Source organism: Eggerthella sp. BIOML-A4, from assembly GCF_009875575.1.
GTDB lineage: Bacteria > Actinomycetota > Coriobacteriia > Coriobacteriales > Eggerthellaceae > Eggerthella > Eggerthella lenta.
On the sequence record NZ_WWRX01000008.1, the window covers coordinates 57,279 to 78,480 of the forward strand.

At 65.0% G+C, this 21,202-nt stretch carries 16 protein-coding genes; 3 read left to right on the forward strand and 13 right to left on the reverse strand.

Annotation, left to right across the window (positions count from 1 at the left end):
* Positions 1-498: 498 nt before the first annotated feature.
* The 7 genes from GT613_RS08875 to GT613_RS08905 form a co-directional block, all read right to left on the reverse strand.
* Positions 499-3,762 carry a molybdopterin dinucleotide binding domain-containing protein gene (locus GT613_RS08875; RefSeq protein ID WP_114556709.1) on the reverse strand — a complete coding sequence of 1,088 codons (3,264 nt, stop codon included), beginning with the start codon at positions 3,760-3,762 and terminating at the stop codon, positions 499-501.
* A complete protein-coding gene (nrfD, locus tag GT613_RS08880; RefSeq protein ID WP_009607940.1) occupies positions 3,746-5,083 on the reverse strand; it encodes an NrfD/PsrC family molybdoenzyme membrane anchor subunit in 1,338 nt (445 codons plus the stop codon). Before nrfD (GT613_RS08880) ends, GT613_RS08875 begins: the two co-directional genes overlap by 17 nt.
* A 15-nt stretch (positions 5,084-5,098) precedes the next feature.
* A complete protein-coding gene (locus GT613_RS08885; RefSeq protein WP_161172591.1) occupies positions 5,099-5,746 on the reverse strand; it encodes a 4Fe-4S dicluster domain-containing protein in 648 nt (215 codons plus the stop codon).
* A 153-nt stretch (positions 5,747-5,899) separates the two neighbouring features.
* Positions 5,900-6,766 (reverse strand): NrfD/PsrC family molybdoenzyme membrane anchor subunit, encoded by an 867-nt coding sequence (gene nrfD / locus GT613_RS08890; RefSeq protein WP_009608189.1) that lies wholly within the window; start codon positions 6,764-6,766, stop codon positions 5,900-5,902.
* A gap of 6 nt (positions 6,767-6,772) precedes the next feature.
* Complete coding sequence (locus GT613_RS08895) at positions 6,773-7,309, reverse strand: 4Fe-4S dicluster domain-containing protein (RefSeq protein WP_009306074.1); 537 nt, start codon at positions 7,307-7,309, stop codon at positions 6,773-6,775.
* A 1-nt stretch (position 7,310) separates the two neighbouring features.
* Complete coding sequence (locus GT613_RS08900) at positions 7,311-9,506, reverse strand: molybdopterin-dependent oxidoreductase (protein ID WP_009306072.1); 2,196 nt, start codon at positions 9,504-9,506, stop codon at positions 7,311-7,313.
* Positions 9,507-9,593: 87 nt separating this feature from the next.
* The gene (locus GT613_RS08905; protein WP_226844533.1) at positions 9,594-10,178 is read right to left on the reverse strand and encodes a molecular chaperone TorD family protein; all 585 of its coding nucleotides are present in this window, start codon (positions 10,176-10,178) and stop codon (positions 9,594-9,596) included.
* 252 nt (positions 10,179-10,430) lie between these two features.
* Here GT613_RS08905 and GT613_RS08910 point away from each other — a divergent pair, with 252 nt between their 5' ends.
* Positions 10,431-12,035: a helix-turn-helix transcriptional regulator gene (locus tag GT613_RS08910; RefSeq protein ID WP_161172592.1), complete on the forward strand. Its 1,605-nt coding sequence runs from the start codon at positions 10,431-10,433 to the stop codon at positions 12,033-12,035.
* A 453-nt stretch (positions 12,036-12,488) separates the two neighbouring features.
* Here GT613_RS08910 and nrfD (GT613_RS08915) read toward each other — a convergent pair whose 3' ends face one another.
* From nrfD (GT613_RS08915) to GT613_RS08930, 4 genes are read right to left on the reverse strand one after another with little or no spacing between them, the layout of a single operon-like run.
* Complete coding sequence (nrfD, locus tag GT613_RS08915) at positions 12,489-13,355, reverse strand: NrfD/PsrC family molybdoenzyme membrane anchor subunit (protein ID WP_021409319.1); 867 nt, start codon at positions 13,353-13,355, stop codon at positions 12,489-12,491.
* A gap of 6 nt (positions 13,356-13,361) precedes the next feature.
* Positions 13,362-13,898: a 4Fe-4S dicluster domain-containing protein gene (locus GT613_RS08920; protein ID WP_021409314.1), complete on the reverse strand. Its 537-nt coding sequence runs from the start codon at positions 13,896-13,898 to the stop codon at positions 13,362-13,364.
* A 1-nt stretch (position 13,899) separates the two neighbouring features.
* On the reverse strand, positions 13,900-16,095 hold the full coding sequence (locus tag GT613_RS08925) for a molybdopterin-dependent oxidoreductase (protein ID WP_035584173.1): 2,196 nt from the start codon (positions 16,093-16,095) through the stop codon (positions 13,900-13,902).
* Positions 16,092-16,823, reverse strand: coding sequence for a molecular chaperone TorD family protein (locus GT613_RS08930; protein ID WP_035584175.1), 732 nt, complete (start codon positions 16,821-16,823; stop codon positions 16,092-16,094). The genes GT613_RS08925 and GT613_RS08930 overlap by 4 nt, the downstream gene beginning before the upstream one ends.
* 172 nt (positions 16,824-16,995) lie before the next feature.
* Between GT613_RS08930 and GT613_RS15700 the strand changes: the two genes are divergently transcribed.
* Both GT613_RS15700 and GT613_RS08940 read left to right on the forward strand, forming a co-directional pair.
* Complete coding sequence (locus GT613_RS15700) at positions 16,996-18,576, forward strand: response regulator transcription factor (protein ID WP_035584833.1); 1,581 nt, start codon at positions 16,996-16,998, stop codon at positions 18,574-18,576.
* A 5-nt stretch (positions 18,577-18,581) separates the two neighbouring features.
* On the forward strand, positions 18,582-19,241 hold the full coding sequence (locus tag GT613_RS08940; protein WP_157003781.1) for an aspartate/glutamate racemase family protein: 660 nt from the start codon (positions 18,582-18,584) through the stop codon (positions 19,239-19,241).
* Positions 19,242-19,278: 37 nt separating this feature from the next.
* On the opposite strand, the gene GT613_RS08945 is transcribed toward GT613_RS08940, so the two are convergent.
* Both GT613_RS08945 and GT613_RS08950 read right to left on the reverse strand, forming a co-directional pair.
* Positions 19,279-19,926 (reverse strand): vancomycin high temperature exclusion protein, encoded by a 648-nt coding sequence (locus GT613_RS08945; protein ID WP_015759984.1) that lies wholly within the window; start codon positions 19,924-19,926, stop codon positions 19,279-19,281.
* A gap of 208 nt (positions 19,927-20,134) precedes the next feature.
* The gene (locus tag GT613_RS08950; RefSeq protein ID WP_161172593.1) at positions 20,135-21,202 is read right to left on the reverse strand and encodes an NADH:flavin oxidoreductase; all 1,068 of its coding nucleotides are present in this window, start codon (positions 21,200-21,202) and stop codon (positions 20,135-20,137) included.

Genomic DNA, 21,202 nt, shown 5'->3' on the forward strand with positions numbered 1-21,202 from the left:
AGGAAGGCGCACGAAGAGAACGGCCGGCGATCGATCGGGGAATATGAATGAGGAAAGCGAAAACGCGGAGGCCGTCGAACAAGGCCGTCCGCTTACGAGAGTCCGCTCATCGATGGCCTTGCCACACGCCGGGGCCCACTTCGCCCGGCGCGCGGAACGCAGCCGTGCGCGAACGTCGCCGCGAAAGCTGGCGAAGGCTGGTGTAGCGCTCGAATATGTATAGAAGCGATTTCACAGCGGGCAAGTATAGCGGAAGCCGGAACCCCCGTATCTTCGAGAAAGTGGCCCGCTCCAAGCGAAATTCACAAACCAGCTCGCGCCCAGCGCGCGGCAGCCGCGCCCTTCCTCATAGCGCATCCCCTCCACGGCGGCGGCAGAGGTTCTGGGGAACCGAACGTCGCACGCCGCGCCGACCGCACGCCGCACCCATCACGAATCGGCGCGGGGAAGATCGCTGGACCGCATGGCCTTCCCCGCGCCCTAGAGTGCGCCGAATTCCTACGCCTTCCGCACGTCCACCCAGAGGTCGAACTGGGCGGCGCCGCCTCCGATAGGATCGGTCACGCCGCCTCCTCCGGCAAGCGTCTCCTCGGGCAGCAGCTCGTTCATACAGAAGCCGCGCCCCCGCCCGCCGGCGAAACCGGTCTTCTGCTTGCCGGGCTCGTCGCCGTCGAGGATGCCCTCTTCTTCAAGGTAATCGGGAGCCGGACCCATCAACATGCCGTCGATGGTGACCGCGCGCGCGGCGTAGCCCTGCTGGCCGAACGAGTAGTTGGCCCCCACCACGCCGGGACGAATGCCCTCGGTCACGCGCACGTGACCGGAAAGCGTGCCTTCAGGCCCCACGACCTCCACGACATCGCCGTTCTTCAAGCCGCGCTCGGCAGCGTCGGACGGCGACATCCATACGAAGTTCTCGGTGGTCGTCTCGCGCAACCATGACGCGGCGATGGTGCGGTGCGTGCCGTTCGTGCGCGCTTTCCAGTTGATGAACGCGAACGGTCGGTCGGCCGGCCGCGCCATCGGCGTGCCGTCGGCGAAGGCGATCGGCGCCGTATGGGCCAATCCGTCGAAGTTCTCACCGGTCAACGCGTCTTTCAGCGAAGCCGTCTTCGGGTCGTAGAACGCGCACAAGCCGGCGTACTTCGTCTTGATCAGATCTCCGTCGTAACCGTCGCCCTTCGCAGGGTCGGCCGACGCGAACCGCCCGCCGCGGTTCAGCACGTACACCACCTTCGGCCATTCCTCTTCGGTGACGGCGGCTTTCCACGCCTCCAGATCGAACGCCTCGCCCAGCGCGCGCTTGCGGGCGCGCTCGAACAGGGCGAGCTCGTCGTCGTCGGCGTCCGGCACCGGCTTCTCGCCGGCGTAGGCGATGTTCGCGGCCATCTTCAACCAGTAGTCGTACTCGGTCGAAAGGGCCGCCGTGCCGCCGTCGCCGTCCTTGCCCACCGGCACGGCATGCTCGCCGACGCCCGGCAGCCCGAGGCGTTGCATGATGTCGAAGTACACGTCCTCCACCGAGCGCGGGCCGTCGAAGGCGCGCACCGCCGGCTGCCCCAGCTGGATGAGCTGGTACTGCTGGTTCGGATAGATGGATTCCTGGCTGAAGCGCTCGAGGTACACCTTGTCCGGTAACACGAAGTCGGCAAAGCGCGACGTGTCGCCTATCTCCACGTCGAACGACACCAGCAGGTTGATCTTGTCCTGGTCGCCCAGCACGTCGGCCAGTCGCCGCCCGCCGGGCGTGGAGTCCACCAGCGAATGGCGATGGATGAACAGCGCGCCCAAATGATCGTACACGTAGCCCGCGCGCAAGGTGGGCACGATCTCGTGCGACAGGTTGCCCGGCAGCGGGTACCACGGACGCGGCGCCGGATAGCCGTCCTGCTTGAAGTAGCTGGTCTTCTCGTACTCGGTCTTCTGGCGCGTGATGGGAATGCCCCATCCGGCATGCGCGTCCGGCACGGTCTTCAAGTCGTAGCGGCCCTCGAACGGCGCGAACTTCGCCGCGGCGGCGATGTGACCGCCCTTCCAATCGTGGTTGCCGATGAGGAAGTTGAGATACCCCACGGCGCGCACCGCATCGAAGCCGTTGGCGTGCATGGCCGGGCCGCGGTAGCTCATGACGCAGGCACGTTTGCCGTGCGACGTGAACTCGCGCGCCACCTCTTCCACCACGGAGGGCTCGATACCCGCATCGGCGGCGTACTCCTCCAGCGTTCGCTCCTCGACGCGCTCTTTCAAAAGCTGGAACACGCTCTTCACGCGCGCAGGCTTTCCCTTGATGTCGATCTCTGCGTCCACCAGCAGATCGGCGGCGCCCTCAGCGGCATCGGCGAGAGTCAACTCGCCGTCCACCAGCACGAAGCGCGCGTCGTCGGCCAGCGCCTCGCCGTTCGCGCCGGCCTCGCCCGCGCGCCCCAGCACCTTGGCCGTGACGATAGGCCGGTTCGGCAGGTCGACGGCCACGAGGTGCGTCGCATCGGACCAGGTGGGCTCGCCCAGTGCGGCGGCGGCCTTCTTGGAGGGCGCCGACAGGTAGGCCGCGTCGTAGCGCTCGTTCGCGATGATCCACGACATCATGGCGAACGCCAGCTCGGCGTCCTTGCCGGGAATCACGGGCAGCCACACGTCGGCCTTCGACGCGCTGCGCCCTTGGCGCGGATCGACCACGTACAGCTTCATGCCGCGCTCGCGCGCCACCGACAGGCGCGGAGCCAGCCACGACGGACCCTTGTTCGCCGTCATGGGCTCGGTGCCCCAGATGATAAGGCATTCGCAATGGTCGATGTCGGCGTACATGCGCTTATGGTTCGTCGTGGGGTGCGTGCGCACGTTGGCCATGACGCCCGTCATGCCGCACACGCCGCCGTGGTTGAAGTTGTTGACCGAGCCGAACCCCAGCTGCGTCAAGCGGTCTCCGACGAGGAACATGCGGTCGCCGCCGGCCGAGCAGAACAGGTTGGACTTGGGGCCGAGGTCGGGATGCTCCACGTCGATCAGCTTGTCGGCCCATTTCGCCGCGAAGGCGTCCTTGGTCATCTCGCCCGACTCCACAAGCGCGACATCGGCCTCCACCTGCTTCTTCGGCGCGTAGGCGTACCATTCGGCGATGCCCGGCGTGCCCAGCGCGGGCGACCCGTTCACGATCTCGTCGAGGGCCGTGTCCCAGCTGACCGTCTCCCACTCGTCCGACCCGCGCTCCCCCACGCGGCGCAAAGGCTGCGTGATGCGGAACCGGTCGTGCACGAGCTGAATGCCCGCCTGGCCCTTGAGGCAGATCATGCCCCCGTTCGAAGCGCGACCGGCCACGGCCATGTCGTCGCCGGGGGCGAGCGCTTCCTCGGGCCGCGTAGCGTAGGGGATCGGCGCGTAGGGCTGCGAGTTGAGCGGCGAGTACGGATTGCCCGCGATCTTGCGCACCAGCGCGGTGGCGCCGTCGTTCGCCTGCTTGCCGTCGGCCGCATCGGTCACGCGCACCTTGATGGTGCAGTAGCTGTTGCAGTTGTTGCACATGGACAGGATGACGTCGTCGGCCGCGTACGCGCCGGTGGCGTTGCCGCGCCCGTGAGGCTCGTCGGTCAGCGGGTCATCAGCGGCCATGTACGCGCCCAGCCCGCCTCCGGCGACCAAGGCGCCTGCGGCGACCGCGCAACCGGCGCCGACCACGGCGCGCCGCGAAGGCGTTCCGAACAAGCTCGAACGCTGAGGCTCGCTTGCGGCATCGCATCGCCGTCCGTCTTTATGCTGCGCTTCCATCGCGCACCTCCTTGCCCGTCGAAACCCCGCCGCACGACACGGCGGCCGAACCTGCGCCCTCGTAGGAGCTTTCCAACCGCGCCTCGCCCTCGCTCGCGCTCCTGCGTTCGAGCGGCAGCAGGCGCACAGCCAGTCCGTAGCAGCCGACGGCCAATCCCAGAACGAACAGCGTCACCATCGCCTCGCCCAAAGTGGGCACGTACGCAGGCAGGGGCATGCCGCCCAGAAGCGGAACCGAGAACCCTGCCACCACCAGCACGTAGCGCAGCGCCAGGATGCCCGCCATGGCGGAGACGGCAGCAGCGACCGTCCAAACGCCGCCGGCCGCGCAGCGCGAACGAAACGCCCCCACGGCCAACAGCGCCGCGGGCACCGCCAGTCCCAGGCCGATCTCGCCGATCCAGAACAGCGGCGCCAAAGAACCCGACACCATCACGCCCACGGCCGTCGCCGACGCCGGATCGCCCGACAGCAACGGCGGGGCGATCTGGAAGAACACGCAGAACGCCAGCGCGAACAGCGACGCCGCCAGCACGCGGTTCAGACCCACGAGCGCGCTACCGTCCGGCCGCGCCCCGCGCAGCCGCGCGAGCAGCCGATATGCGACGATCAGGAACGCGGCAGCCGTCACCACGGCCATGACGTAGAACAGCACCGACGTGATGCCGCCCTCCCACAGCCCGCGCGTCTTCACCGCAGCGAAGAACATGCCCGTACCGCCCGGAGGGCCCACGAACGACGTGGCCACGCCCACCCCGGCCAGCACGCGGATGGCCAGGTTCACGTTGCCGCGCCGCCGAAGCGATTCCATGCTGGGCTCGCCAGCAGCCTCGGCAGCTCGCTTGTCGTTCAGCAGCACGAGCACGAACTGTGCGACGGCCACGACCATGAAGAACATATACGCCTTGATCTCCCAGGCCAACGGCGACGACCAATGGAAGAACAGCAGCGTTCCCAGCGAATGCCGGATGGCGCCCAGGTCGATGCCGATGAATATCATCGACACGACAAGCGACACCACGCTCAAACCCAGCGCCATGCGCGCGACGGGCGCGAAGCGGGGAATCCTCAGCAGGTAGACCAGCGCCGAAAGGAGGTACAAGCCGCCCGCCAAACCGGAGAACCAGATGTAGACGACCACCCACAAGCCCCAGGGCACGGAATTCGTGGCTCCCGCCATGCCCAGTCCGTTCGCCAAGCGGTCGTACATGAAGTACGCGCCCGCAACCAGCAGCACGGCTACGATCACCGCCCACACGATGGTAGCACGGCGCGAGAACGGTGCCGGCAGCCAGCGCCTGCGCTTCGTTTCAGATGCCATAGATGCTCACCTCGCTCATTTCAGATAGTAGACGGACGGGTTCGTGCCCAGCTCCTCGCGCAGGCGGAACGCCCGCGGCGAAGCGGCCAGCTGCGCCACCTTCGACGACGGATCGTTCAGATCGCCGAAGTAGCGCGCGTCGCCGATGCACGTCTCGCAGCACGCGGGCGCCTCGCCCTCGGCGATGCGGTGCGCGCAGAACGTGCACTTGCGCACGGTGCCGTACGTGCCCCGGCACTTCCCGCGCGCGCCGTGGTCCACGCCGTACTCGGGCGCCGTCACCTGATCGGCCGCCTGCATCTCGACTGCGTACGACGAACCCTCGTCGGCCGAGCGCGCGCCGTACGGGCACGCGGCGATGCAGTATTTGCAGCCTATGCAACGGTCGGCGTCGATGACCACGATGCCGTCATCGCCGCGGTACGTCGCGCTCACCGGGCATACCGACACGCAGGCGGGGTTCTCGCACTGCATGCAGGGACGGGGGATCGCCTCGATACGCACGTTGGGATACGCGCCCGTCTCCTGTTCCAGCACCACGTTGTACGTGACGCCCGGAGGCGTGCGGTTCTCGGCCTTGCACGCCACGGTGCACGAATCGCACCCGACGCACTTCGCAAGATCGATGACCATGCCCCAATGCGGAACGTGGGATTCTTCCATAGATGCCACCTCGATTCGTCGGAATACAGACGGGCGCTGCGCGGAGGGGGAGTGCGCAGCGCCCATGAAAGAGGAAAAGCGGCCGGAAGAGAAAGGGAGGGGGAATCCGGCCGCCAGCGCCCCGCCAGGGGGTGGGCGGGGCGCACGGGTGAGCTAGAGGAACAGCACGGGCAGGGCGGCCAAAATCACCAGCAGGCGCAGCATGAAGCCGCCCACCAGCACGCCGGCCTCGCCGATGACGCTGACCACCATCGAGGTCGTCGACGTTTCCACGCGCTTGGCGATGAACACCGGGTAGCCCTCGATAAGGAACGGCGCGACAAGACCCAGAAGGACGATGCCGCCCCAGAACGCCGGAGCGTACTGCCCGGCCACGAGCGAGTAGACCGACGCGGCGCCTTCGAAGCTGCCGGCGCTCACGATGATCAGCATCGTGGCCAGCACGACCATTTCAACGGCGGACAGGATGACGTGGCTCTTCTTGATCAGCCACATCTGCTCGAAGCGCTCGCGATCCACGATCAGCCCCACGAGCGACGTGGCAGCGAGGCCCGCCGACAGCGCCGACACCACGAACAGGATGGGCAATATGGCGTTGTTCCACAGCGGGTACGCCTTGACCACGCCCAGCAGGAAGCCGGTGTAGGCCGCCACGGCGAACGCCGCGACGATGCCTATCCACGTGAGCCACTTCGGCACGCGCTTCTTGAGTATCTCGAGAACGGCCACGGCAAGCGCCACCGGCATGTACACGCAGATGAAGTACACGCCCAGCGTCATCACGGAACCGGGGTTCGAGATGAGCCAGAAGAAGCGCAGCGGGTTGTGCAGACCGGCTTCGGCGTCCAACATGAGCATGAGCAGGCCGATGCCGACGAAGATGGGAGCGATGATGCGGCCAGCGACGCGCATCTTCACGCTCTCGGGGTACTTGGCTTCGACGAACGCGGACGTCAGGAACGCTCCCGCCGACGCGCCGGCCAAAAACAGGTACCATGCGATCATAGGTCCCCAAACCATGGTTCATCACCTCACGTAGTAGATTTTCGAAACGGTCAGGTTGTCAGCGAGCGGCTGTGCGTGGTATTTCGCGATAGCCTGGTTGATCTCGCTATCCGGGTCGTCCAGATCGCCGAAGATGCGCGCACCCGAAATGCAGGTTCCCACGCACGCCGGCGGATTGCCCGGTTTTTCGCCGTCCCAGCAGAAGCGGCACTTCTCCACCACACCGGTCTTCTCCTGCACGATGCGGGCGCCGTAAGGACACGCAGCCATGCAGTACTTGCAGCCGATGCACTTTTCCTCGTCCACCAGCACCACGCCGGAATCGGTGATGTAGGTGGCATGCGTCGGACACACGGCAGCGCAAGGCGCGTCCTCGCAGTGCATGCACTGGGTGGGGACGATCTCGTTGTACACGTTGGGGTATTCCCCCGTCTCGATCTCGTGGTACTTGATGAACGATTCTTCGGGATCCAGATGGTTCTTCATCTGACAAGCAATGCGGCAGGCCGAGCAGCCGACGCACTTCTTCGTGTTGATCAGCATTCCGTAGCGGGTCATGTTACGCCTCCACTTTCTTCACCGTGACTGCAACTTCCTGGCTCATCATGGAGCCGACGCCCGGCTCCGCGTCCAGCGGGATGAAGTCGGTCAGGCTGATGCCGTAATGGTATGCGCGGGTTTGTGCAGGCGCGTCGCCGCCGTAGTGCGTGGGAAGGAACACGACGCCGGGCTTGAGGCGCTGCGTCACACGCACTTCCACCTGGCCGGTGTGCTCGCTCGACGACACCTCCACGGTGTCGCCTGTCTGCACGCCCAGGTCGGCAGCGTCTTTGGCGGCCATCCAGAGGCGCTCCATGTGGTATTCGCGCGAGATGGCGTGCAGGGCTTCGATGTTCTGGGTCATGGTATGGGAGTGGATGCCCTGCTTGCCGCCCACGATGGCGAACTCGCCGCTCTGGGGCGTCACCTTGCGCGGAATCCAGCCGATCACCGGATTGAGGCCGGCCTCGCCCACCTTGTCGGTTTTGAACTCGAACTTGCCCGACGCCGTTTTGAACGTGGGCACGCCGTACTCGAAGTGCGGGTCAGGCAGCTCCACCACGCCTTCCTTCTTCATCTGGTCAAGCGACACGCCCACGGTTGCCAGCTGCGCCTCAGCCCAATCCTCAGCGGTGAACTGGAAATACTCGCCCACGCCGCACGCTTCCGCCAGGCCGTTGAAGATCTCGTCGCACGTCCTCGTTTCGGGATGGATCTTCTCCAAGGCCACTGTTCGCATGCCGACGTAGTGCTTCTTACCTCCCACGAACTCCGGAAGCTCCAGGCGCTCCAGGTACGTGACCTCGGGCAGCACGTAGTCGGACTGCTGAGCCGTCTCGGACATCTGCACGTCGATGGTGACCACGAGGTCGGTCTTTTCCAGAGCCTCGGTCCACTTCTTCGGCTGCGCGTAGCCCTTCGCCGCGTTCGAGTTGTAGAAGAACAGGCCCTTGATCTCACCCTCGAGCGTCGCCTGCAACGCAGCCACGTTGGTGCCGGCGCTGGCCAGGACCAGCGGGTACTCCGCATCGCCGATGCGCTTGGCAGCGGGCTTCGCGGGCGCCTTGAAGCGGGCGTCCTCGATAGCGCCGGCCTTCGGCGAGGACGTGATCAGCGCGCCGCCCTTCGCGCCCCAGCAGCCCAGAAGCGAGTTGATGGCCGTGATGGCACGCGCCGTCTCGAACGAGTTCTTGTACGAACAGCCGATGACCGAGCGCCAACCCGACTCGATGGAAGCCGCCGGAGCCGCTTTCGCCATGGAGCGGGCAAGCTCCTGGATGGTCTCGGCCGGGACGTCGGTGATCTTCTCGGCCCACTCGGGCGTGTACTCCTTGGCTTGCTCGGCGAACTCCTCGAAGCCGTACGTGTTCTGCTCCACGAAATCGTGGTCGTAGAGGTCTTCCTCGATGAGCACGTTCGCCATTGCCATGAGCAGCGCCAGGTCGGTGCCGGGGTTGATGGGCACCCAGTCGCTGGCGAAGATGCCGGAGTTGTTGAGGCGCGGGTCGACGATGACCACGCGGGTGCCGTGCTCGGCGGCGTCGGCCAGGCTCTGCACCGACGAGGGACGGATGCCGTCGCCGTAGCTGCGGCCGATGAACATGACCATCTTCGCATTGGCGAAGTCGTTCGAATAGCCGGTGGCGCCGATGGTCAGCTGGTAGGCGCTCTCCTTCGACAGGTTGCACGAAGAAGAGTGCGCGTACACGTTCGCCGAACCCAGCGCGTTCATGAAGCGGGCGGAGTACTGCTTGCCCGACGGACGCGGATCCTGGATGATAGCCAGCGATTCAGGCCCGTTCTTGGCGATGATGTCCTGCACCTTCGCGCCGATCTCCTTGAACGCGGTGTCCCAGTCGATGGGCTCGAAGGTGCCGTCGTCCTTGCGACGCAAAGGCTGCGTGACGCGCTCGTCGGAGTACGCCATCTGGGCAAGACCATGGCCGCGCCCGCAGATGCGTCCCTTCGAGTACGGATGGACCTCGTTGCCCTTGAGCGTCCAGAGCTGGCCGTCCACCGTCGTGGCGATAAGCCCGCACTTGCTGGAACAACCGTTGCACAGCGACGGGGCCGTGACCGTGACCGCCGGTTCGGCCGCTGCCGCGCGCTCGGCCTGCCATGAGCCAAGCGAGATGGAACCCGCGGCGCAGGCGAGCGCAGCCGTAGCGGCCGAACCCTTGAGAAACGTTCTACGCGATACCGTTGTCTCCCTCATTCCTTTCCTCCCTTTCTTATCGTTCACTCGTCTTGCTTGTTCACCTATGGGCACGGCGCCTGCTTGCAGCAGCAGACGCCGGGTAGGTCATACGGCGACGGCCTCTCCTTCGGCGGCGTTCGCGAAGGCGAGCGCTTCGCCCACCGTCCGCTGCGCGAGCGCCGCGAGAGCCCGCAAAAACGCGATGCCGTCCAGCAGGTTCCGGCGGCGCACCGACGGGAGCGCTTCGTTATGCGCCACCATGTCGGCGCGGTCGGCCAACGCAGCGTCGTACTCGCAAAGCCAATCGAGATGGTCGGCAGCCAGCTGGCGGGCGGCTTCTCCGTTGCCCGCGTCCAGCAGCAGCGCCAGCAGCTCCAGCTCCAGCGTCAGATGGTCCGGCATCGAGGCGAACTCCGCGGGGACTTCGATGGCCAGCTCTCGATACACCTGGGACAAATGCCGCGCAGGATCGCCTAAGTACAGCCCGCGCGTAGCGCCGAACGCGTTGCCCTGCTGCGTGGACCACGCCTTGTACAGCGACTCCACCGGCATAGCGGCCAGCGGCATGCCTGGCACCAGCAGTTCATTCTGAAACGACGAGCGAGCGGGCCATGTCGGAAGCGACAGTGCCTCTTGCAGCGGAGCGCCTGCCGCCGCACGCACGTCCTGCCATGCAAGGTTTTGCTGCATGGAGACGTAATCCTCTTCTTTCAGGTAGGAAAAAAGCGGTGCAATGAGCGATAATATGTAGGCTACGTTCGTCATAACGGACACGATCCGTCCTTTCTCGTCATCGCCAATCCTAGGCGCGACGGGAACGGGTCGGGTAATCAGTTTCTGGTGATTTGAACGTTTTACCTGATGAATAGGGTCATCAGCACGGTTGTTAAGCGGCTTCGACACGGAACGGCTACCCGCTCGTCGACCGGGAAAGGGAGGAATGTGAGCACTCGGATCGCGGTCGCGCGCGCCCGCCGCAGCATGCGGATGGTTTGGAAGACGTTGCGATTCCGTCACGTCGGCCTCGCCTTCTTCTGGGCGTGCAGCATGCTCACGTTCCGCAGTTCCATCCTGCTGCAGGGGCCCGCGAACACACCCGAGCTCGAGACGCTCGTCGTGCTGGTCTCGTTCATCGCGAACATGACCACCTTGTTCGCCATCGCCGCGTTCATGGAACGCGATCCGCATACGTTCGACCGCCTTCCCGGATGGCTGTTCTGCGCGCTCATCATGGCCGGCCTCGTGGTCATCGACGTCGCCGGACGCCTGGGAAACGACGCGACGATGATGGCGCTGCTGGTGGGAGGATCGGTGCTGACGGGCGTGGGTTACGGCTATTACTGGGGAAGCTGGGCGGAGTACCTCGGGCGCATGCACCCCTCGCGCACGTCGTTCTACGTGCCGATGGCGTTTTTGCTGACAGCTGCGCTGTTCCTGATCATCTCGCTCTCGGCCGAATACGAAAGCGCCCCGCCGCTGCTGTTGATGCTGCCGCTTCCCGTGCTGTCGCTCGTCTGCCTGCGCCGGTGCCATGCAGAGGTTCCCGACGGGCGCTACGCGCGCACCGTGGATTCGAAACGCTACCTGACGGCGCTCGCCTCGCTGGTCACGCTCATCGTGGCCAGCCTCGTGCTATCGCTGCTGTTCGGGCTCGTATGGGAGATGACGGTGTTGTCGGTGGGATCGGTGAACGAGGCGCACCAGGCGCCGCTCGTTGCGAACCTCGTGGTGGCCGTATGCCTGATCGGACTTGTGCTATACGCCCACAAGCGTCTTGACCTGGCCTTGGCATACCGTGTCATCGTGCCCGTCATCGTCATCCTGTTCGCCGTGCTTCCGTTCTTCTGGGAGACGAGCCCCGTGGTGCTCAACGCCGTGATGAGCGCATGCTACGGGACGTTCGACGTGATCATCTGGTACATGGTGGTGTCGGCCTCCTACGACTTCGCCGTTTCGGGCTTCGTCATCGGCGCCCTGGTGCGCGGATTGTCAATCCTGGCGCGCCTGCTGGGAATCGGCATCGGCTATCTGCTCATGCTCGTGCCGGGAAGCCCGTCGTTGCTGATCGTTGGTATATCGGTGGGCGCAGTGTACGTGCTTGCCATGCTGGGACTGTTCTACCGTACGCGTCGCAAGGGCATGCCGATCGTGGTGGAGGACGAGCCGATCGAAAAGAAGGCGGCCGCACCTGCGACGAACGCACCGCCCGCAGAGCCGGCGAACGCGCCGGCCGCCGTCATCGCCCCCGTCGTGCAGGCGGCTGAAGCTCCCGCAGCCTCCATTGCCCCTGCAGCTCCCGAAACCCGGCCGGACGACGCGCCCCTCAGCGAAGAAGCCGTGTTCGAGCAGATCGCCGAGGACTTCAGCCTGACGCGGCGCGAGGCCGAGCTGCTGCCTTTCATCGCGCGCGGCCGTTCGGCGCGCGTCATCGCCGATGCCCTGTTCGTGTCCGAGAACACCATCCGCACCCACACCCGCCGCATTCTGGAGAAAACCGACCTGCACTCCAAACAACAGGTGATCGACCTCATCGAGAAATACCGATAGCCGCGTGACAAAGGGACGGGTGATTCGAGACACTGTACAGTGTCTCGAATCACCCGTCCCTTTGCCACGCCTTTGCTGCACCCGCGCAAGAATCCGCGAGTGTTGGCAGAGATCGCACGCTATGCACGATTCTATTGTTCGGAATAATCAGCGACCTGGGGTTTTCATCGCAAGCCCCGACAAGAATCGCCTTGGAATCGTGCATAGTGCGCGATCTCTGCCAACCGAGCTTTCCTCCGCATGGCCGGCGCAAGGATCCGGCGAGATCGCGCCGATATGCGAGTCCTCCCGAGCCCCGGCGGACCAAGGGCGCCGCCGGGCGCTCTGCGGAAGAGGCCTCCCTGCGCCGCATGCCAAGCCCTTCACGCACGACGGGCCCTCGCATCGTGCGAGGGCCCGCTTCATGCAAGGCGCCGCAGAGGGGGTTGCGGCGCCTGTCGGAATAGGCAAAGCTTACAGGTACAGCACCGGAAGCGCCGACAGAACCACCAGCAGGCGCAGCATGAAGCCGCCCACCAGCACGCCCGCCTCGCCGATGACGCTGACCACCATCGAGGTCATCGAGGTCTCGACGCGCTTCGTGATGAACACCGGGTAGCCTTCGATGATGAACGGTGCCACCAGGCCCAGAAGGACGATGCCTCCCCAGAACGCAGGAGCGTACTGCCCGGCCACGAGCGAGTAGACCGACGCGGCGCCTTCGACGCTGCCGGCGCTCACGATGACCAGCATCGTGGCCAGCACCACCATCTCGATGGCCGACAGGATGACGTGCGACTTCTTGATCAGCCACATCTGCTCGAAGCGCTCGCGATCCACCAGCAGGCCCACCAGCGACGTGGCCGCAAGGCCGGCCGACAGCGCCGATACCACGAACAGGATGGGCAGCACCGCGTTGTTCCACAGCGGGAACGCCTTCACCACGCCCAGCAGGAAGCCGGTGTAGGCCGCCACGGCGAACGCGAACACGATGCCGACCCACGTGAGCCACTTCGGCACGGGCTTCTTCAGCACCTCCAGCAGCGCGGAAACCAGCGCCACCGGCATGAACACGCAGATGAAGTACACGCCCAGCGTCATCACGGAACCGGGGTTAGCGATGAGCCAGAAGAAGCGCAGCGGGTTGTGCAGGCCGGCTTCGGCGTCCAACATCAACATGACCAGGCCGATCCCCAGGAAAATTGGGGCGATGATACGGCCGGCCACGCGCATCTTCACGCTCTCGGGATATTTCACCTCAACGAAAGCCGAGGTCAGGAAGGCACCTGCCGACGCGCCGGCCAGAAACAGGTACCATGCGATCATAGGTCCCCAAACCATGGTTCATCACCTCACGTAGTAGATCTTGGATTCGGTCAGGTCGCCCGCGATAGGCTGGGCGTTCGTACGGGCGATCTCGCGAGAGATGTCGCTTTCGGGATCGTCGAGGTCGCCGAACACGCGCGCACCGGAAATGCAGGTGCCCACGCACGCCGGCGGATTGCCCGGCTCGCCCTCGTACCAGCAGAAGCGGCACTTCTCGATGACGCCGGTCTTCTCGATCTGGATGCGCACGCCGTAGGGGCACGCAGCCATGCAGTACTTGCAGCCGATGCACTTCTCCTCGTCTACCAGCACCACGCCGGAATCGGTGGTGTAGGTGGCGTGCGTCGGGCACACCTGCTGGCAGGGGGCGTTCTCGCAGTGCATGCACTGCACGGGCACGGTCTCGGCGTACACGCTGGGATACGTTCCCTGCTCGATCTCCTTGTAGCTGATGAACGCCTCTTCGGGTTCCAGCTTATTGATCATCTGGCACGCCATGCGGCAGGCGTAGCAGCCCACGCATTTCTTGGTGTTGATGAGCATTCCGTAGCGGGTCATGTTACGCCTCCACCTTCCTCACCGTGACGGCCACTTCCTGGCTCATGGTGGCACCCGTGCCGGGCTCCATGTGGAACGGCACGAAATCGGTCATGTTCAAGCCGAACTCGTAGGCGCGGCTCTGGTACGGCGACGATCCGCCGTAGTGCGTGGGCAGGAACACCACGCCCGGGCGCATGCGCTGCGTCACGCGCGCTGCCACCTGGCCGGTATGCTCGCTCGAGGCGATCTCGATCATATCGCCGTCGGCGATGCCCAACTCGGCCGCATCCTGCACCGAGATCCACGCGCGCTCCAAGCCGTACTCGCGCGAGATGGCGTTCATTGTGGCCACGTTCTGGGTCATCGTGTGCGAGTGGATGCCCTGCTTGCCGCCCACCAGGTAGAACTCGCCCTGCTTGGGCTCCACGAGGCGCGGCGTCCAGCCGATGACCGGGTTGAGGCCCGCCTCGCCCACCGCCTCGGACGAGAACTGGAACTTCTCAGTCGGGGTTTTGAACGCAGGCGTCTTGTACTCGAATCCGGGGTCGGAAAGCTCCACGATGCCCTTCTCCTTGAGCTCGTCCAGGCTCACGCCCACCGTCTCGAGCTGGGCGGCTGCAAGCTCCTCCACCGTGAACGGGAAGTACTCGCCCACGCCGCACGCCTCGGCCAGGCCGGCGAAGATCTCATCGCACGGCTTCGTCTCGGGGTGGATGGGCTCGAGCACCTGCGTGCGCATGGCCACGTAGTGTTTCTTGCCGCCGATGAACTCGGGGAGCTCCATGCGCTCGAGGTAGGTGCACTCGGGCAGCACGTAGTCGGACGCGAGCGCCGTCTCGGACATCTGCACGTCGATGGTGACCACGAGATCGGTCTTCTCCAACCCCTCGCGCCACACCTTCGGCTGGGCGTAGCCCTGCACGGCGTTGGAGTTGTAGAAGAACACGCCCTTCATAGCGCCGTCGAGCGCCGCCTGCAGCACGGCCAGGTTCGAGCCCATGCCGCTGGGAGCGAGCGGGTACTCCTTGTCGCCCACGCGCTTGGCCTCGGGCTTCGGAGCGGAGGGGAACTTCTGCTTGTCGATGTCGCCCGCCTTCGGCGAGGACGTGAGCAGCGCGCCTCCCTTCGCGCCCCAGCTGCCCAGAAGCGCGTTCACCGCCGTCACCGCGCGAGCGGTGTCGAACGAGTTCTGATGCGCGCATCCGAACGCCGCGCGCCACGAAGCCTCGACGGCCGCGGCCGGAGCGGCCTTGGCAAGCGCCCGGGCGATCTCCTCGATGGTGGCCGCCGGCACGCCGCACTGCTGCTCGGCCCATGCGGGGGTGTATTCCTTGGCCTGAGCCGCGAACTCCTCGAAGCCCACGGCGTTCTGCTCGACGAACTCATGGTCGTACAGGTCCTCTTCGATGAGCACGTTGCAGATACCCAGCAGAAACGCCAGGTCGGTTCCGGGCTTGATGGACACCCAGTCGGTGGCGAAGATGCCCGAGTTGTTGAGGCGCGGATCCACGATGACGATGCGCGTGCCCTTGTCGGCCGCGGCGGCCAGGCTCTGCACCGACGAGGGGCGAATGCCGTCGCCGTAGCTGCGACCGATGAACACGACCATCTTGGAGTTGCCGAAATCGACCGAGAAGTTGCCCGTGCCGATGGTCTGCGCGAAGCCCGCCTCCTTCGAGGAGTTGCAGGCCGCGCCGTGCGTGTAGATGTTGGCCGAACCGAGCGCGTTGATGAAGCGCTTGGAGTACTCCTTGCCCGAAGGGCGCGGATCCTGGACGATTGCCAGGGCTTCGGGGCCGTTCTTGGCTAGAATGTCCTTCACCTTGGCGCCGATCTCGGAAAACGCGGTGTCCCAGTCGATAGCTTCGAACGAACCGTCGGCCGCGCGGCGCATGGGCTGGGTCAGGCGCTCGTCGGAATAGGCGATCTGCGCCACGCCGTGACCTCGACCGCAGATGGTGCCCTTGGCGTAGGGATGCACGTCGCTGCCGCGCAGCGTGAACAGCTGGCCGCCCAGCGTGGTGGCCACGAGGCCGCACTTGCTGGAGCAGCCGTTGCAGAGCGATGCGCCTTCTTTGCGCTCGTACGAGCCTTCGGCGTGAGCCGCCTCGGCCTGCCATGCGCCGAGAGAGCACACGCCCGCGCCCGTCGCAGCCAGCGCCGCCGTGGCCGCCGACCCCTTGAGGAACGTCCGCCGTGTTACGGATGAGTTCATTTCGCTTCCTTTCTTTCCTCCCTTGTTGGTGCCGTTTTCGCCTCGTTCGGCGTCGGCGCGCTCTGCCCCGCATGCCGCGCGAGCTCGCCCAGAAGCGCAACGTACGCGCGCACCTGGCCGATGCCGCGCGCCAGAGCGGCGCGCCCCTCCTCGTCGAAGGCCGAAGCCGAGGCCGCCTGCTCCGCGCGCTCGTCGAGCGCCGCGTCGTAGGCGTCGAGCCAGTCGAAGTGATCCTGTGCAAGCAGGCGGGCAGCCTCCTTGTTGCCGGCTTCCATGTAGAGCGCGAGCAGCTCGCACAGAAGAGACAGGTGGTCGGGCATCGCCGCGAAACGCTTCGGAACTTCCACCTTAAGCGCTTCGTAGAGCGCCTGCACATGGCGCGCCGCATCGCCCAAGTACAGCCCTCGCGCTCCGCCGAACTGCGAGCCCGGCAAAGACGTCCACGGCTTGTAGAGCGATTCCACCGGCATGGCCGCAAGCGGCATGCCCGGCGTGAGCACCTCGCGCTCCACCATGCGGCGCGCGACGCTATCCACTGGATCGGGGGCGGTAAAGCCGTGAGCAGCGAGCAAGCGGCGAACGTCTTCGGACAGCCAATCGACTTGGAACCCGTTGCAGCACGAGCCCTCTTCGCCGGCCTCCGCTGCGTCGTCAATCGAGCCGGTCGCGAAAACCGGAGCGCACGCCTGTAATCCTATTACTATGGTATCATTTTGCCCGTCGATCATCGCAGCCCCCTTCCTTCGGCGTGGGCAATGCTATGATGAGGGTCTCGGGACAGTATCATCAATTATTGATGATTTGATTGTTTGCGCTGATGATAAGCTTTTCCAAGATGAAAGGGAGCCATGCGCCGTTCTCAGAGAAACAGGCGGCGCCAAGGACGAGGAGGGATTGTTCATGCCTGAACGCCTGTCGCGCCCGCGCGATCGACGCAGCATGCGCATGGTGTGGAAAACGCTTCGTATACGCCACCTCGGCCTCGCTTTCTTCTGGGCATGCAGCATGCTCACGTTCCGCAGCTCCATCCTGCTGTCGGGGCCGATGAACACCACGGGATATCAGACGCTCGTCGTGATCATCTCGTTCGTCGCGAACATGACCACGCTGTTCCTGGTGGCCTCGCGCACGGAACGCGACCACTCCTTCTACGACAAGCTTCCCGCTTCGGCGTTCACGGCAAGCATCGTGACAGGGCTCGTGCTGATGACAGGCTCGGGCATGGCCGGAAGCGCCGGATTGTTGACGGAGATGCTGGCCGTCGTCCCGCTCGTGCTGGGCTCCGTTCTAGCCGGCGTGGGATACGGCTACTTCTGGGGAAGCTGGGCCGAGTGCCTCGGGCGCATGCATCCGTCGCGCACTTCGTTCTATCTGCCCGTTGTGCTGTTGTTGACCGCGCTGTTGTTCGTCGCGTTCTCGTTCTGCTCGGAGGAGCTGGGGGTTCCGGCGCTGCTGCTCATGTTGCCGCTGCCCGTGCTCTCGCAGCTGTGCTTGACGCGCTGCAACCGCGAAGAAACCGACGATCGGCCCGCGATCACGGCCGACTCGGGGCGTTACCGCACGGCGCTCGGCTCGCTGGTCAGCCTCATCGTGGCCAGCCTCGTGCTGTCGTGTCTGTTCGGCTACGTGTGGCAGATGACCGTGGCTTCAGTCGACTCGGCTTACGAGGCTCACCGACTGCCGCTTATCGCCAACATCGTGGCCGCCGTGGCGCTCATCGGGCTCGTGCTGTTCGCGCGACGCCGCACCGATCTGGCGCTTACGTTCAAGGTGATCGTGCCCATTCTCGTGGTGCTGTTCGCGCTCATGCCGATGTTCTGGAGTACGTACCCGGTGGAGCTCAACACGGTAATGAGCGCGTGCTACGGCGTATTCGACGTGATCATCTGGTATATGGTGGCATCGACCGCATACGACTTCAGCGTGTCGGGCTTCGTGATAGGCGGCATCGTGCGAGGGGTGTCCATCATCGCACGACTGGTGGGCATCGGCATCGGCTACGTGGTGATGCTCATCCCCGAAAGCCCATCCATGCTGGTCATCGGCGTGTCGGTGGGCGCGGTCTACGTGCTGGCCATGCTGGCGCTGTTCCAGCAGGGCGGCAATCGGTTCTCGTTTTTGAGCTTCGGCGCCAGCAAGGCGAAAGACGCCGAAGGGAAAGCCGCGGCCGTTTCGTGCGCAGCCGGATGCGGAGCCGCCTGCCCCCGCCAGCAGATCGCCTCCGCCGACGAAGCGCGAGGCGACGAATCCGCCTCCGAGCCCGACGGCGACGTGCTCGAGCAGATAGCCTCGTACTACGGGCTGACCCGCCGCGAAGCCGAGGTGCTCCCCTACCTGGCGCGCGGGCGCTCGGCCAAGGTGATCGCCGAGGCGCTGTTCGTGTCCGAGAGCACCGTGCGCACGCACACGCGGCGCATCCTGGAAAAGACCGCCCTGCATTCGAAGCAGGACCTTATCGACCTTATCGAAAAGTACGAGTGATCGCCATGGATACCGTTTTTCGCCCTACCTGGACTGTAGGAGTCATCCGCGTCATCACGCAGGATCAAGAACAGGCTGACGCGCATGGGCTGCTCATCGAGCGTGCGTTTCCTCAGGTGCGCGTCGTGTCGCGCTGCATTCCCGATCAACCCGAGGGCGTGCACGATGCCGCTACGAAGCGCACTGCCGAACCTAAAGTGATTGCGCTTGCCTGTCAGCTGGTCGAACAGGACGCGGACGGCATCATAGTGAGCTGCGCCGACGACCCCGGCGTAGCCGAAGCGCGCGCCATCGTGGGCGTGCCGGTGGTGGGCGCGGGCGAAAGCATGGCCACCGCCGCGGCGCTTCACGAGGGGCCGGTAGGCGTCATCGGCATCACGCCGGACGCGCCGCCCGCGTTCCCGCGCATCTTGGGCGAGCGTCTGTTGGCGAACCTCGTGCCCGACGGCGTTCGCGACACGCGCGATCTGAACACGCCCGCAGGTCAACACGCCGCTATCACGACGGCTCGACGCCTGCGCGAAGAAGGCGCAGCGGTCATCGCGCTCGCCTGCACGGGGTTTTCGACTATCGGCTTGGCGCCGCAGCTCGAACGAGCCGCCGGCATCCCCGTCCTCGACCCGGTGACCTGCGAAGCGCAGGCGCTGTTGGCGCTGCTAGCGTAAGAATCGCGCGCGCCTGACGCACCTCTGACACTCCCCGTCAGCCCTCGGTGACGTCGCCGGACTGATCGAGGCTGATGGGGTCGCCCACGAACGTCGAAGGTACCTTGAACAGCGTCTTGAAGAAGTCCTTCGTGCGCGCGGGGATCTCGCGCAGATCGTACTGGAGCTGCTTGGAGTAGTCATGGTAGTCGCTGGCCACGCCGAGGGAATCGAGGCCAAGACCCTGCGCGGCGTACAGCGCACGATACAGATGATAGGTCTGGGTGGCCACCACGATGCGCTCGGCGCCGAACACGTGCTTCGCACGATACATGCTCTCGTACGTGGAGAAGCCTGCATGGTCGCAGAAGATGTCGTAGCTCGGCACGCCTTGGGAAATGGCGTAATCCTTCATAACCTGCACCTCGTTGTACGACACGGTGCTGTTGTCACCGCTCATGATGAGCTTCGGCGCCACACCTTCCTTGTAGAGCGCGATGCCGTCGTCCAGCCGATCCCGCAAGATGCCCGACGGCGTGCCGTCGGCGAACACGGATGCGCCCAGCACAACGATCGCGTCGGCATCGAAGCCGACCGCCGCTTGCGGCTCGACGATACGATCTTTGGTCGTGGCGATGGTCGCCACGTTCGTCGCCGCGAACACGGCGACGACCACGAGCATGCATCCGAGCATCAAACCCAGCATCGTCTTCAACCATCCATGTTTCTTGCGTCGCGTCATAAGCGTCGATGATAGCAAATCCCGCACCGAACCCGCTACGCATTCCGCGGCCGTCATCGAAACTTGAAGCCGATTACATGAGAATTGCGCGGGTTCGAGGAGACAAGGGAGACAAGGGAACGAGGTTTACGACTCATCGCGGGCTATGAGTCGTAAACCCCGTTCCCTTGTTTCATTCCAAGATGCAGCGATGGCCCGGCGTGGTGCTGCACTTATCGCACGAAACGCAGCGGGGCTTCGCCTGCGGATCGACCCGCCAGCGTCGCGCCAGTCGCGATTCGCAGATAAGCGGCCGACAAAGACCGAAACCCGCTATGCCGCCGGCGCTTTCAACAACAAGGCGCTCCATCGCATCGAGCCGCCGATTGCCTCCGGTAAGGATCAGGGGAATGTCGACCTCGCACGCAAGCCGCTTCGCATAGGGAGCGAAGAACGGCTCTCCATCGAAGTCGCGCACACGGCAGTTCCGCCAGTTCCCGCTCACTTCTATAGCCGACGCGCCGTGAGCCGCCAGCAGCTTCGCCGCTTCAATGCTGTCGTCCTCAGTCAGGCCGCCCTCCACGCCGTCGGAGCTGTTCAGCTTCACGATCAGCGGGAACGTCGCGCCCACTCGCAAGCGCACAGCGTCGACGACCTCGACAAGGAAGCGGGCACGGTTCCGCAGGGCACCGCCGTACTCGTCGCGGCGCCTGTTGAGCAAGGGGCTCAAGAACTGGCTGAGCAGGTAGCCGTGCGCCGCATGCAGCTCGACGCCATCGAATCCGGCAGTTTGAGCACGGGCCGCCGCATCGGCGAATGCTTGGGCGAGCTCATGCAGATCGGCAACCGTGGCCTCCACCGGCACGATGCCGGTCTTCGGGTTGGCGACGGCCGACGGCCCGAGGATGCGCCTGCTGGGCGGCTGGAGCTTCGTCGCCGAGCCGCCGTATACGATCTGCGATACGATAGCCGTCCCATGCGCGTGAGCCATGTCCGTCAATGCCCGGAATTCGGGAACGAACGAGTCGTCGTAGATGCCCAGCATCCGAGGATTCGGCTGTTCGTTTCGCATAACGCGTGCATACCCCACGATGATCGTACCTACCCCGCCATCGGCAAGCTCCTCGTAGATCGCCGTCAGCTCAGGAGTCATATGCCCACCGTCATCGGCTAACGCCTCGTAGGTGGCTGCTCGCACCAGTCGGTTTTTCGCCCGCAACGAGCCTATTTCCATCTCCTCGAACAAAGTTTCCTTCGCCAT